Here is a 13,492-nt window from a genome sequence, read left to right as displayed (position 1 = left end):
CTATTCTCCCCCTCTTTCGCTCAATTTAACGGCAGCTTGATGAGTTGAACTAATAGTTTGTAGGTCATAAACTCGACCGTCTTCATCATAGTATAGATTGTAAAGTTCGTCATATTCTCTTTCAACTTTACGACGATTTTCTTTATGTGCTTCACGATTATCTACATCAATTTTAGGAATTGCTGATAATAAGCGTTTTGTATAAATATGTTGCGGATTGTTGTAAATATCATCACGCGTTCCAATTTCTACAAAGCGACCTTTATTCATAATAGCAATGTTGTCACACATATGTTTAACTACACCTAAGTCATGAGAGATAAATAAGTAACTTAAGTTGTACTCTTCTTGAATACGTTTCATGAAGTTAAGTACTTGCGCTTGTACAGATAAGTCAAGAGCTGATACTGGCTCATCGGCAATGATTAATTTAGGGTTTGTAGCTACTGCACGAGCAACACCTAAACGTTGTCTTTGTCCACCCGAGAACTCATGAGGATATTTGTATAAAGCATCTGTTGGCATCCCAACGATATCTAATAAACCTTGAACTTTTTTCTTTTCTTCTTGATCAGATAATTTTTCAAAGTTACGAATTGGTTCTGCAATAATGTCTAATACACGTTTCTTTGGATTCAAACTTGACATTGAATCTTGGAAAATCATTTGAACATCTTTATTATAACCAATTTGTTTACGTACACTTTTCTTAACAACATTATTGCCTTCAAAAATAATTTCTCCAGCTGTTGCTTTTTCTAATCCAACAATTGTTTTACCAATTGTTGATTTTCCTGAACCAGATTCACCTACTAAACCGTAAGTTGTTCCTGCTTCGATTTGGAAGTCTACACCATCTACCGCATATACATAATCTACTACTTTATTAAAGAAGCCTCCACGAATAGGATAGTGTACTTTTAAATCTTTAATTTCTATTAATCCCATTACGCTTCTCCTTCTTCTTTAAAATCAAAATGTTTGTAGCATGTACAACGTACAAAATGTCCCGGGCTTACTTCATGTAAAGTTGGTTTCTCTTCATGAGCATCAGCAGAAATCCAAGGAATACGTTCTGCAAATCGACAACCAACGCGTTCCATATTTTTAAGCGTTGGTACAACTCCTTCGATAACATGTAAATCACTATCATGTGCATCTTCTTGTGGAATTGAGTTTAGTAATGATCTTGTATAAGGATGTTGTGGGTTTTTAAATAACTCTGCAACAGGCGCTTCTTCTACAATTTGACCCGCATACATTACAGCAACACGGTCTGCAGTTTCAGCTACTACACCTAAGTCATGGGTAATTAAAATAATGCCAGATTCAGTTTCTTTTTGTAAATCATTTAATAAATCTAAAATTTGAGCTTGGATTGTTACGTCAAGAGCTGTTGTTGGCTCATCCGCAATAATAATTGGTGGTTTACATGAGATTGCAATCGCGATAATAACACGTTGTCTCATACCTCCTGATAACTCATGTGGGTATTGTTTTGCCACACGCTCAGGATTTCTAATCCCAACTTGCTCTAATAAATCGATAGCTCTTTTGTTACGCTCATCTTCATTTAAATCAGTATGATAAAACAGCGCTTCGGCAATTTGATCACCAATTCTCATTAATGGGTTTAACGCAGACAATGGATCCTGGAAAATCATACCGATATCATTTCCTCTTACCTTATTGTATAACGTTTCAGACAGACCATTTAAGTTCAAATCGTTATAGATGATGTCCCCTGTAATTCTAGTTTGGTCTGGGTTTTGTAATCCCATAATTGTCATAGCTAAGGTACTTTTACCACAACCCGACTCCCCAACAATTGCTAAAATTTCATTTTTATCTAATGTCAGCGATACGTCATCGACTGCATCATAATAATCATCCTTGATTCGAAAACCAGTGTGCAAATTTCTAATTTCTAATAACTTGTTGTCAACAAACAATAGAATTCTCCTTCCTGTTCTATTCCCGTACTGATTTCATTTCTTATCTTTCTTCATAAACACTTCATTATTGTCCATAGATTTTCATAAAAAAAACCTCAAGATATCCTTTAATTATATTAGAATTACACAAATTAATCAATAGTCATCACTAAAATACGGTTATATAATAATTAAAAAAAAATGTGCTTTTACTCATTTTAAGATAATTACACTCATTTTACCCAAATAATGCATGTTATATAAATGTTCATTTATCTGATAATTGTCTTTAAAATCTGATTTCATTATATTTTTATTATAAAACGAATTGTGTGTGATTCAGAAACAATTACGTGTAATTCAATATGAAAAAAAGACAGTTTTTCTAAAAAAAATGACTCTTTTTTTATTTATTTTACCAAAAAAGTGTGTTTTACGCACCTTTTTTATTAAAAAACCTATGTAATATAGTAAAAAACGAATTAACTATGTTTAAATCATTTTAAACATTTGCTAATTCGTTTTCTAATAATTACTGATTTGCCATAATATAATCAACAGCTGCACCGACTGTTTCAATTTTTTCTGCGGCTTCATCTGATATTTCTGCTTCAAATACATCTTCTAATTCTAAAACAAACTCCATAATGCTGATTGAATCTGCTTCTAAATCATCTTTAATACTGATGCTTTCAGTTACTTTATCTTCATCAATTTCAAAGTGTTCTACTATAATATCTTTAATTTTCCCAAATACTTCTTCACGATTCAAATCCATTGCACCCCCATTTCATTTGTACTGCGTTTTAAATCCCTCGTAAACTTAATTTTACTTCCAAAGAGAACATTTGTCTATCTTAAAAAAATTTTAAGCTTTTGACTCTTCAAAGAAGGTTTGTAAATCTTTTACTAAGTCTTCTTCTAGCATTGTTTTAATTTGGCTGATAGTATTTCTAACAGCATCTGGACCTGTTGAACCATGTGTTTTAACAACTGGTGCTTTAACACCAAACAACACAGCTCCACCGTGACTTGAATAATCCATTTTGTCTTTCATGCCCATTAGGCTATCCTTTAATAATAAGGCGCCCATTTTACTCTTCATACCACCATCTTTAATAGATGATTTTAACACACCCATAATAGCTTGAGCTGTTCCTTCAACTGATTTCAAAACAGCATTACCTGTGAAACCATCTGTTACAACAACGTCAGCTCCACCATCAAACACATCACGAGCTTCAATATTACCAATAAAATTAATACTTGGTTCATTAGATAATAATTCAAAGGCTGCTTTTGTTAACTCACTACCTTTTGTTTCCTCGCTGCCATTATTTAAAAGAGCAACTCTAGGATTATCAATATGTCTAACTTTTTTAGCGTAGAAAGAACCTAAAATACCGTAAGTTAATAAATGCTCTGCTTTATTATCTGCGTTAGCTCCCATGTCAATAAAATCAAAACCAGCATTTTTTTCTCCAGTAAAAACAGGCATGGTTGTCATTAAACCAGGACGCTCCACTTGTTTAATACGACCAATAATAAAAAGACCTGATGCTAATAATGCACCAGTATTTCCTGCTGAAAAAATGGCATCTGCTTCTCCATTTTTTACTGCATGAGCAGCTAACACCATTGATGCTTGTTTTTTCTTACGAATTGATTTAACCGGTTCATCATCACTTTCAATTTTTTCATCTGTATGAACAATTGTGACATTCACTTCGTCTGTTAAATATTTTTTTATTTCTGCTTCTTTACCAAATAGTAAAAATTCAATTTCAGGAAAATCTTTTTTTGCTAAGTTGATACCTTCAACAATCGCTTTTGGTGCATTATCGCCACCCATAGCGTCTACTGCTATTCTCACTTTGCCTACCTCCTAGTTTGTCATTACATTTGCTTTTTTATTTTATCATAAAGAACCTAATCAAAGAACTCTGATTCTTCTCTTCTTTCATTTAAACTAGTTACTAAACCAGCATTAGCTGGATCATTCATCCAGTCATCCGTTTCAATTAACTGGGTTGCTTCTACTCGAGCAGTTTCTAAAATCATCTCATCTGCCACAATATCTCCCACTTTAAACTCTGGCAAACCTGATTGCTTGGAACCAAAAAAGTCTCCTGGTCCACGCATTTCTAAATCTTTTTGACTTAAAACAAACCCATCTGTTGTTTCAGTCATGATTTTCATTCGCTCTTTCCCTTGATCACTTTTTGGACTGGCTACTAAAATACAATATGAGGCTAGACTACCTCGACCAACACGTCCTCTGAGCTGGTGGAGCTGAGCTAAACCAAAACGGTCTGCATCCATTATCATCATCGTCGTTGCATTAGGGACATTGACTCCTACTTCTATAACCGTTGTCGAAACAAGTATTTGCATGTCATTGTCTTTAAACTTAGTCATGATTTCATCTTTTTCTTGAGATTTCATTTTCCCGTGAAGTAAACCAACTTTGAAGTTTGGTTCAAAAAATTGTTTAAGGTGCTCATAAATTTCTGTCGCATTTTTTACATCTAACATTTCAGATTCTTCTATTAAAGGGCAAATAACATAAACTTGCTGACCATTTTTTAACTGGCTATTTAACCACGTTAAAACCGAATCTACTTGTTTAGGTAAAATCCACCTTGTTTCAATAGGTATTCGGCCTGCTGGAAGCTCATCAATGATAGACACATCCATTTCACCGTAAGCTGTAATGGCAAGAGTTCTCGGTATTGGAGTGGCTGTCATAAACAATACATCTGCTTGGTTACCTTTTTCTCTTAAAGCTTTTCTTTGATTCACACCAAACCGATGTTGCTCATCAATAATAGCTAAACTTAAATCATTAAAAATAATATCATCTTGAATTAAAGAATGAGTTCCTACTATAATATCCATCTCGCCACTTGCTAAATCAGCTAAAATTTGACGTCTCTCAGCCGTTTTAGTTGAGCTCGTTAAAAGTCCTACCTTAACATCTGTTTTTGAGAAAACATCGGTTAAACTTTCCATATGTTGTTCAGCTAATATTTCTGTAGGTACCATTAAAGCTCCTTGCAAACCTTCACTGACTACAGCATATAATGCAATCGCTGCGACAATTGTTTTACCACTTCCCACATCTCCTTGGAGAAGCCTGTGCATATGTTCTTGACTTCTTAAATCAGCACAGATTTCATTAACCACTCTTTTTTGAGCTCCTGTTAATTCAAAGGGTAGTGTTTTAATAAACTCTTTCAACACCTTCACATCGTACATAATTGATTTCCCTAAATCTTTTGATGTTTCCTGTTTTTTCAACTGAATCATCTTTAATTGAAATAAAAAGAACTCTTCAAAAGCAAGTCTTCTTTTAGCTAATCTATTTTCTTCTATTGTTTCTGGAAAATGCATGGCATAGGCAGCTTGTCTTTTTGGCATTAAACGGTATTTACTAGTTAACCACTCAGGTAAGTTTTCTGGTAATAAATGCCCATACAACTCCCAAGTTTGCTTAATTAAATCAACTAATGTCTTTTGTCTGATTTGTTTATTCACGTGGTAAATCGGAGAAAAATCTAGTTCTTCTTCTTGAGTTGCTAGAACTTTCATTCCTGTCAATGCTTTTCTACGTCCATCCCATTTCCCGTAAATCGCAATTTCCTCTGAAGCATTAATTTTAGATTTTAAAAAGGGTTGGTTGAAAAAAGTGACACCGATAACAGCTTGTTCAGTCATCATTCTAAAAACAAGTCTACTTTTCTTAAATCCGTAATAGCTGACAACAGGTTCAGCTAAAACCGTTCCTTTTAAAACAACTTTTTCTTGATCTTGAATCTCATCTAGACTTTTCTCTTGAATATCATCATAACGAAAAGGGTAGTAAGTTAATAAATCATAAACGGTTTTAATACCTAAACTATTTAATACTTCGCTTTTTTTAGGACCTACTCCTTTTAGCCAAGCGACTGACTGATTTAATTCATCCACAGATTCCCCTCCTCTACATTAGAATATAATCCTTCTTCATAAAAAAGAGGCTGAACATTTTCACGATCAGCCTCTTGTCATTTTGTTATTCAGCTGCAAATAGATATGGATAAACAGGTTGGTCACCTTGATGAATTTCAATTTCTAACTCATCGTTCCACTCTAAAAGTGCTTCTTCTAATTTTTGTGCTTCTTCTTTAGTTCCTTCTTCGCCGACAATAATTGTGACAATTTCAGAATCTTCATTAATCATGCCTTTTAATGTTGCTAAAGAGGCATCAAAACGATCTGGTATCGAAACAACGATTTTACCTTCAATCATTCCTAGACAGTCATTTTCTCTAATCTCAACTCCATCAATTGAAGTATCGCGAACTGCTGTTGTTACTGAACCACTAGTTACTTCTTCTAACATATCTCTCATTGCAGCTTCATTATCTGCTAAAGGTAATTGATCATTAAAGCCTAATAAAGCTGTCATACCTTGAGAAATTGTTTTTGAAGGAATTACCACTGCTGGTATTTCACTTACTTCAGCAGCTTGGTCTGCTGCCATGAAGATATTTTTATTGTTAGGTAATATAATCACATTATCTGCATTAACTGCTTCAATTGCTTTTAAGATATCTTCTGTACTTGGGTTCATTGTTTGACCGCCACTGATAATATAGTTAGCACCCATACTGCGGAATAATTCTTGAATTCCTTCACCTGCTGCTACAGAGATAATTCCGTAAGGCACGCGTTCTTTAGGAGCTGACGTATTTTCACTTTCACTCTCTAAAATAGTTTCATGTTGAACACGCATGTTATCTACTTTAATTTTGATTAAAGAACCAAATTTTTGACCATAGTTCCTAACTTCTCCAGGTTGCTCTGTATGAACGTGAACTTTAATAATCTCGTCATCAGCAACAACTAATAAAGAATCTCCTAAGTCATTCAAGTAGTTTCTAAATGTATCGTAATCAAACTCACTATCAACTGTTGGACCTTCACCAATACGTACCATAATTTCAGTACAGTAACCAAACTTAATATCCTCAGTTGCTACAGCACCAGAAACACTTCTGTGGTGTTCTGCATTAACCATTGCATCCATTTGGCCAGGTGTTGGTTGATGAATTTCACTCTCAACAATTTTCCCTGATAATGATTCTAAAAATCCTTCATAAACAAAAACTAAACCTTGTCCACCACTGTCTACAACGCCAACCTCTTTCAAGACTGGTAACATATCTGGTGTTTTAGCTAATGCTTTTTTAGCACCTTTAAGAGCTGCTTCCATTACTTCAATACAGTCATCTGATTTAGCTGCTTTTTTCTCAGCGCCAATTGCTGCTCCTCTTGAAACTGTTAAAATAGTTCCTTCAACAGGTTTCATAACCGCTTTATAAGCAGTTTCAACACCGTTTTTAAAAGCGTCTGCTAAGTCTTGAGCACTTAACGTTTCTTTTTCAATAATTTCTTTTGAGAATCCGCGGAATAACTGAGATAAAATAACCCCAGAATTCCCTCTAGCTCCCATTAGTAATCCTTTTGATAAAATCCCTGCTAACTCTCCAACATGCTCGCTAGTCGCATCTCTAACTGCTTTAGCTCCACTTGTCATTGATAAATCCATATTTGTTCCTGTGTCACCATCTGGCACAGGGAAAACATTTAAGGAATTGACAAATTCAGCGTTTTGATTTAGGCGGTTGGCACCTGCCTGAACCATTGCTTGAAATTGTCCTCCATTGATTGCTTTGACTTCCACTAAAATGTTCCTCCTCAATTCTTTAAAAACATACACATTCGATTGTCTTGTGCAATCAATTATTTTTCAGATTGTACACGTACACCTTGGATAAAAATATTTACCGAGTTAGCCACAACGCCTAGCATTGTTTCAAGATTGTATTTAACACTTTCTTGTACATTTCGACTTACTTCAGAAATTTTAGTTCCGTAACTCACCATGATATAAACATCAACTGCTACACCATTTTCTTCTTGACGTACAACAACGCCACGTGAGTAGTTTTCTTTACCTAAAATATCATTTAAGTTATCTTTAATTTGATTTTTACTTGCCATGCCAACAATCCCATAGATATCTGTTGCAGCTCCGCCGACAACAGTAGCGATGACATCGTTAGAAATTTCAATGGTACCAGCTTGTGTTTTAATTTTTACAGCCATTTTGCTACCTCCCTATAGTCAGTAATTTCCCATTATCATTCATCATTTTATCACACAGCACATAATTATTAAAGAAAAATTCCTGTTTTGTTAAAAACTAAATGGATTTATCTTCAAATTTTTATTGCATAAATAAGTAATCTATGATAAATTATTCTAGTGTGATTAATGTGCAAAATGATATATTCAAAGCAAAGGAGGGAATATCATGGCAAAAGAATGTTATATAACTGGGCGTAAAGCAAGATCAGGTAACACACGCTCTCACGCAATGAACGCTTCTAAACGTACTTGGGGTGCTAACTTACAAAAAGTTCGTATCTTAGTAGACGGTAAGCCTAAAAAAGTTTGGGTTTCTACTCGTGCTTTGAAATCAGGTAAAGTTGAACGTGTTTAATAAAGATAAAACAAGAGTCTAGAGACTTTCTCTAGACTCTTTTTCTTTTGTTTTTTGCATGAAAAAGAAAGCTAGAGATTTTCTAGCTTTCTTTTTTTAAGTCTTTCGATTGAATTGTCGCAAGAATCCCATCTTCAAAAGCAAAGCGACTCGTATCTCCTACAAATTCATTACTGGATAATGATCTAGGATATAAAAAATCAACTTGATCTAATTGATATTTCGCATCAAATAAACTTAATTTTCTAACTGGTGTTAAGCAAATATATGCTAAATAATCTTTATCTTCTTCTTTTATTATCTCATACTCACCTGGCAAGTAGTAAACTATCGAATTTTGGTTATCTAAAATTGAAAGTCTCTCTAATATCGGGAGAAATCTTTCTTGAAGTGGTAACCAAATATTACCTAAACAGTGATCTAATCTACCACCTGTTGCTCCAATCAAATAGTAATTAGCCTTTGGATATTTTTCAATTGCCTTTAATACACCAAGTTCCATATCTGTGTCATCTTTTTCAGCTGCACAACGACTAATATTAGTTATATTTTTCTCTAACCAAATCCATTCAGTCTCAGATAAGGAGTCAAAGTCTCCAACAGCTTCCATGATAGGTAAACCTGCTTTTACACCATACAAACTACCTCTGTCTACGCCAATAAAAGCTGTTTCTTCTATTTTAAATTGAGACATCTCTGGCCAAGTACTAGGCGGAGCACCACCAATAATCACAACATCTTTAATCATTATCTTGTAACTTCTCTTATTTTTTTGATTCTCTCACCAACATCTGGAGAATTATACACGTAAGACCCAGCAACTAAAACGTCTGCTCCAGCTTGAACACATAGCGGTGCTGTCTTATCATCTACACCGCCATCAATTTCAATTTCATAAGTGTAGCCTTTTTCTTTTCTTAATTCATTTAAGCGTTCAACTTTTGTTAAACACTCGCTAATGAAAGCTTGTCCACCAAAACCAGGGTTAACAGTCATAATTAAGACTAAATCCGCTAGAGGCAGTACTTCTTCAATAGCCGATACGGGTGTTCCAGGATTTATAACGACACCAGCTTTAACACCACAATTTTTAATCATTTGCATAGCACGGTGAATATGAACTGTGCTTTCCTGATGAACTGTAATAATATCTGAACCAGCTTTAGCGAAATCCTCAATAAAACGTTCTGGATCTTGAACCATTAAATGGACATCTAAAGGTAGTTTCGTTACTGGACGAATAGCTGAAACAATATTAGCGCCTAACGTAATATTTGGAACAAATTGACCATCCATTACATCAACATGAATATAATCTGCACCTTTTTCATCTACTAAACGAATATCTCTTTCTAAATTAGCAAAGTCTGCACTTAAAATTGATGGAGCGATTTTTACCATTTTTCATCTTCCTCACTTTTTATTATATTTAGGTTTTCTTGTTCTAACTTCTTCATAAAATTGTAAGTAATTTTCGTAGCGTGATAATAATATTTCTTCACTGTCTACTCTTTTTTTTACTTCACATTTAGGTTCTTTCTGATGTTGACACTCTCTAAATTTACAAAACTCCGAAGCCTCTAAAAATTCTGGGAATTGTTTTGGTAATTCTTGTAATTCAATTTCTAAGAAATCAATAGAGCTAAAACCCGGTGTATCTGCTACAAGGCCACCGTGAAGTTCAATTAGTTCAACGTGTCTTGTTGTATGACGACCGCGACCTAAAGCCTCAGAGATATCAGCAACCTCTAAATTCAAATCAGGTGCTACCTTGTTCAGAAGCGTTGATTTACCAGCTCCTGATTGTCCCATAAACACAGTTAATTTATCTTTAAAATAAGTCGTTAAGACATCTTTATCTGGTGTATCCGAAAATAAAACAGGATAACCAATTGATTCATAATACGATCTCATTTTTTCCATCTCATGAATAACATCATCTGGAGCAATATCCATTTTAGTTATATAAATTAAAGGTTGGATATTTTTTGATTCCAGAGTTACTAAGAAACGATCTAATAAATTATATGAAAAATTTGGTTTCACACAACTTGTCACAACTACGCCTAAATCAACATTTGAGACTTGTGGTCTGATTAATTCGTTTTTTCTTTCTAAGACCTCTAACACATAGCCATCTGTAATACTGCTACTTTCAAATTCTACCCAATCACCAACAAGAGGTGTAATATTTCGATTTCTAAAATTGCCACGTCCCCTTGTTTGGTAAAGAGTGTCTTCATGTTTAACATAATAAAACCCACTTAAAGCTTTTCTAATTTGACCTTTTGGCATATTGTCCCCCTTTTATCCGCTTCATTTATTCTTTTTTATTGTATCACAAATCACAGATAAAAATAGGGAGTATGACATAAGTTAAAAAGTTACGTCATACTCCCTATTTCATTTAACTACCTGGTGATTGTTCACTATTTGTTGTTTCTGTTGCTGGTTCTGATGGTTCACTTGGTTCGTCTTTACTAGTAGTACTAGAGCTTGAAGATGAGGAAGATGAACTACTAGTTGAAGGTATAGTTGATGGGTCTTTTCCAGCTGAAAAGACAACTGTCACTACGCTTCCTTTACTAACTAATTCACCACTACCAGGTACTGTATAGTAAACTTGGCCTTGAGGCACAGCATCCGTATATTCTGATCTTGCATCTAAAACAAGTCCCATACTATCTAGATAAGTTTCTACACGGTTTTTAGAGTAACCATACATATTATCTAAAGTAAATGTAGAGGCTCCCTTACTAACGTATAAAGTTACTTTAGTTTCTTCTGGAACGACTTTACGATTGGCTTTTGGTGTTTGTTTAAAGACAATATTATCTTTATATTCTTCTGAATTTTCTTCTTTTATTTCTATATTTTCATCCTTAAAACCTTTACTAATCAAATCTTCCTTAGCGTCAATGACATCCATTTGACTATAATCTGGCATACTAATTTCTGATTTCCCAGAACTAATATAAATAGTAATATCCCCACTGTTTTTCTTAACAGATGTTCCAATTGGTGGTTGTGTTTTTACTACTAAACCTTTATCAACTTCGTCATCTTTTATTTCTTCAACTTTTTTCACCGTAATACTATTGTCTTTTAAAATAGCTCTTGCTTGGGCTTCTGTTTTTCCTGTAATATCAGGGATTTCAACATCTCCATTATTTTTTTGGCGTTGACCTAGAAAAAACAGTCCTCCTGAAACTAATAAAACAACTGCAAGCAAAGCAAAAAATATTTTCATACCACGCTTAGATTTTTTCTTCACATCATCAAGTTCGTCATCATCGTCATCTAAGTAAGCCGGCTGTTTTGAATCCTCTGGAATAGACGGAACATAGACATCATCTAAAGGTTGCATCATAATCGTTTCTTCTAACATCGCAGATGGCGTAAATATTGGTTCATTAGCTCTTTCTGGATTTAGGGACGTACTAATATCAGCATACATTTCATTAACTGTTTTGTAACGGTCTGTAATTTCTTTAGCTGTTGCTTTTAACACCACATTTTCTAAAGGTTGTGGAATTTCTGGGTGTCTCTGTCTAACAGATGGGATATCATTTTGAAAATGTTTTAAAGCAATTGAAACTGCTGACTCACCTTCAAAAGGAACTGAACCTGTTAATAGTTCGTACAAAATAATCCCTAAAGCATAAATATCCGATTGTCTAGTTGCCATACCTCCACGAGCTTGTTCTGGTGATAAATAATGGACAGAACCTAGCAAAGTATTTGTTTGAGTTAAGGAAGTTTCTGATAAAGCTATTGCAATACCAAAATCCGTAATCTTAACTGTACCATCTTCATCAACTAACACATTTTGAGGTTTTAAATCACGGTGAATAATTTGATGATCGTGGGCAAGTGAAATCGCTGATAATATTTGCCCCATGATATTAACAATTGTTGGTAATGGAATAGATGGATTTTCTTTAATATATCTTTTTAAATCTGTCCCTTTAACATATTCCATAACAATATATTGCATGTCATTTTCTTCGCCAACGTCATAAACAGTTACAATATTGGGATGGACCATCTCAGTAGCAGCTAAGGCCTCTCTTTGAAAACGACGAATAGCATCCTGATCATTTTGAAAGTCAAAACGTAAGACTTTAATCGCTACTTCTCGATTCAAAATTAAATCATTTGCTAAATAAACATTTGCCATACCTCCGCTACCGATATTGCCAATAATTTCATAACGTTCACCTATTTTTGTGCCAATATTGATCATTCGATTTCACCTCCCTTATTGTTTTCATCAAAATTTATTAATAGAACCGTGATATTATCACTACCACCAGCTTCATTTGCTCCATCTACTAATAATGTTACTTTTTGTTCTAAAGACATATCTTTTAAAATAATTTCTTTGATTTCTTCATCATCTAACATGTTACTTAAGCCGTCTGAACATAATAAAACATAATCATTTTCTTTAACACTTGTGACTGAAAGATCAACTTCAATCTCACCTGGTACACCTACAGAACGAAGTAAGACATTCTTTTTCGGATGCCTTCTAGCCATTGCCGTTGTGATTTCACCAGTTTTTACTAATTCATTCACTAATGAATGATCACTTGTTAATTGTTTAATTGTAGGCTTTCTAACAATATAGCCACGACTATCACCAACGTGTGCAAGTAATAATTCATCTTTTAAGATAGCTGCCACAACAATAGTTGTTCCCATACCAAACTTTTCTGGACTACTACTTCCTTCTGCATAGATTTCTCTATTTTCTTTTTGAATAGCAGAAATCAACCATCTTGCTACTTCCTCTTGAGTTTCTAATGCTGTTTTTTCCCATGAAGTTCCTAAGCCTGTCACAGCTAATTGACTCGCTGTATCTCCTGCTTGATGACCTCCCATACCATCCGCAACAATCCCAATAACAATACCTAATTTGTTTTCAAAAACTCCTACTGTATCTTGATTACTCTTTCTTTTGCGTCCGACATTTGTCTGGAATTCAATCTGCATATTGTCACCC

At 34.3% G+C, this 13,492-nt stretch carries 13 protein-coding genes; 1 reads left to right on the top strand and 12 read right to left on the bottom strand.

What is annotated here, in order from left to right:
* The 7 genes from DFR54_RS04540 to DFR54_RS04510 all read right to left on the bottom strand — a co-directional run bounded on the left by DFR54_RS04540 (window position 1) and on the right by DFR54_RS04510 (window position 8,087).
* Window positions 1–948, bottom strand: coding sequence for an ATP-binding cassette domain-containing protein (locus DFR54_RS04540; RefSeq protein ID WP_114289099.1), 948 nt, complete (start codon window positions 946–948; stop codon window positions 1–3).
* The gene (locus DFR54_RS04535) at window positions 948–1,952 is read right to left on the bottom strand and encodes an ABC transporter ATP-binding protein (RefSeq protein WP_086340988.1); all 1,005 of its coding nucleotides are present in this window, start codon (window positions 1,950–1,952) and stop codon (window positions 948–950) included. The genes DFR54_RS04540 and DFR54_RS04535 overlap by 1 nt, the downstream gene beginning before the upstream one ends.
* A 514-nt stretch (window positions 1,953–2,466) precedes the next feature.
* Window positions 2,467–2,706, bottom strand: coding sequence for an acyl carrier protein (acpP, locus tag DFR54_RS04530; protein WP_206966621.1), 240 nt, complete (start codon window positions 2,704–2,706; stop codon window positions 2,467–2,469).
* A 96-nt stretch (window positions 2,707–2,802) separates the two neighbouring features.
* Window positions 2,803–3,807: a phosphate acyltransferase PlsX gene (gene plsX, locus DFR54_RS04525; protein WP_114289098.1), complete on the bottom strand. Its 1,005-nt coding sequence runs from the start codon at window positions 3,805–3,807 to the stop codon at window positions 2,803–2,805.
* 56 nt (window positions 3,808–3,863) lie between these two features.
* Window positions 3,864–5,903, bottom strand: a complete 2,040-nt coding sequence (recG, locus tag DFR54_RS04520) for an ATP-dependent DNA helicase RecG (protein ID WP_114289097.1) — start codon at window positions 5,901–5,903, stop codon at window positions 3,864–3,866.
* An 85-nt stretch (window positions 5,904–5,988) separates the two neighbouring features.
* Window positions 5,989–7,623, bottom strand: coding sequence for a DAK2 domain-containing protein (locus tag DFR54_RS04515; protein ID WP_170126922.1), 1,635 nt, complete (start codon window positions 7,621–7,623; stop codon window positions 5,989–5,991).
* A 98-nt stretch (window positions 7,624–7,721) separates the two neighbouring features.
* On the bottom strand, window positions 7,722–8,087 hold the full coding sequence (locus DFR54_RS04510) for an Asp23/Gls24 family envelope stress response protein (RefSeq protein WP_086340983.1): 366 nt from the start codon (window positions 8,085–8,087) through the stop codon (window positions 7,722–7,724).
* 208 nt (window positions 8,088–8,295) lie between these two features.
* Here DFR54_RS04510 and rpmB point away from each other — a divergent pair, with 208 nt between their 5' ends.
* Window positions 8,296–8,484, top strand: coding sequence for a 50S ribosomal protein L28 (gene rpmB / locus DFR54_RS04505; protein ID WP_086340982.1), 189 nt, complete (start codon window positions 8,296–8,298; stop codon window positions 8,482–8,484).
* 82 nt (window positions 8,485–8,566) lie between these two features.
* Here rpmB and DFR54_RS04500 read toward each other — a convergent pair whose 3' ends face one another.
* From DFR54_RS04500 to DFR54_RS04480, 5 genes are all read right to left on the bottom strand, one after another.
* Window positions 8,567–9,232 carry a thiamine diphosphokinase gene (locus tag DFR54_RS04500; protein ID WP_114289095.1) on the bottom strand — a complete coding sequence of 222 codons (666 nt, stop codon included), beginning with the start codon at window positions 9,230–9,232 and terminating at the stop codon, window positions 8,567–8,569.
* Complete coding sequence (gene rpe, locus DFR54_RS04495) at window positions 9,232–9,885, bottom strand: ribulose-phosphate 3-epimerase (RefSeq protein ID WP_114289094.1); 654 nt, start codon at window positions 9,883–9,885, stop codon at window positions 9,232–9,234. The genes DFR54_RS04500 and rpe overlap by 1 nt, the downstream gene beginning before the upstream one ends.
* A 12-nt stretch (window positions 9,886–9,897) precedes the next feature.
* On the bottom strand, window positions 9,898–10,779 hold the full coding sequence (gene rsgA / locus DFR54_RS04490; protein WP_114289093.1) for a ribosome small subunit-dependent GTPase A: 882 nt from the start codon (window positions 10,777–10,779) through the stop codon (window positions 9,898–9,900).
* Between the two features lie 112 nt (window positions 10,780–10,891).
* A complete protein-coding gene (pknB, locus tag DFR54_RS04485) occupies window positions 10,892–12,730 on the bottom strand; it encodes a Stk1 family PASTA domain-containing Ser/Thr kinase (protein ID WP_114289092.1) in 1,839 nt (612 codons plus the stop codon).
* Window positions 12,727–13,482, bottom strand: a complete 756-nt coding sequence (locus DFR54_RS04480; protein WP_114289091.1) for a Stp1/IreP family PP2C-type Ser/Thr phosphatase — start codon at window positions 13,480–13,482, stop codon at window positions 12,727–12,729. Before DFR54_RS04480 ends, pknB begins: the two co-directional genes overlap by 4 nt.
* Window positions 13,483–13,492: the final 10 nt, after the last annotated feature.

The sequence above is a fragment of the Vagococcus fluvialis genome, from assembly GCF_003337315.1.
In the GTDB taxonomy this organism is placed as follows: Bacteria; Bacillota; Bacilli; order Lactobacillales; family Vagococcaceae; genus Vagococcus; species Vagococcus fluvialis.
The sequence above is the reverse complement of the archived record's forward strand: the minus strand, read 5'-3'. Positions and strand labels throughout refer to the sequence as shown.

Coding starts and splice junctions, on each gene's coding strand:
- rpmB (WP_086340982.1), top strand. CDS start 8,296: ATGGCAAAAGAATGTTATATAACTGGGCGTAAAGCAAGATCAGGTAAC.
- pknB (WP_114289092.1), bottom strand. CDS start 12,730: ATGATCAATATTGGCACAAAAATAGGTGAACGTTATGAAATTATTGGC.
- rsgA (WP_114289093.1), bottom strand. CDS start 10,779: ATGCCAAAAGGTCAAATTAGAAAAGCTTTAAGTGGGTTTTATTATGTT.
- DFR54_RS04480 (WP_114289091.1), bottom strand. CDS start 13,482: ATGCAGATTGAATTCCAGACAAATGTCGGACGCAAAAGAAAGAGTAAT.
- DFR54_RS04510 (WP_086340983.1), bottom strand. CDS start 8,087: ATGGCTGTAAAAATTAAAACACAAGCTGGTACCATTGAAATTTCTAAC.
- DFR54_RS04540 (WP_114289099.1), bottom strand. CDS start 948: ATGGGATTAATAGAAATTAAAGATTTAAAAGTACACTATCCTATTCGT.
- rpe (WP_114289094.1), bottom strand. CDS start 9,885: ATGGTAAAAATCGCTCCATCAATTTTAAGTGCAGACTTTGCTAATTTA.
- DFR54_RS04515 (WP_170126922.1), bottom strand. CDS start 7,623: ATGGTTCAGGCAGGTGCCAACCGCCTAAATCAAAACGCTGAATTTGTC.
- DFR54_RS04500 (WP_114289095.1), bottom strand. CDS start 9,232: ATGATTAAAGATGTTGTGATTATTGGTGGTGCTCCGCCTAGTACTTGG.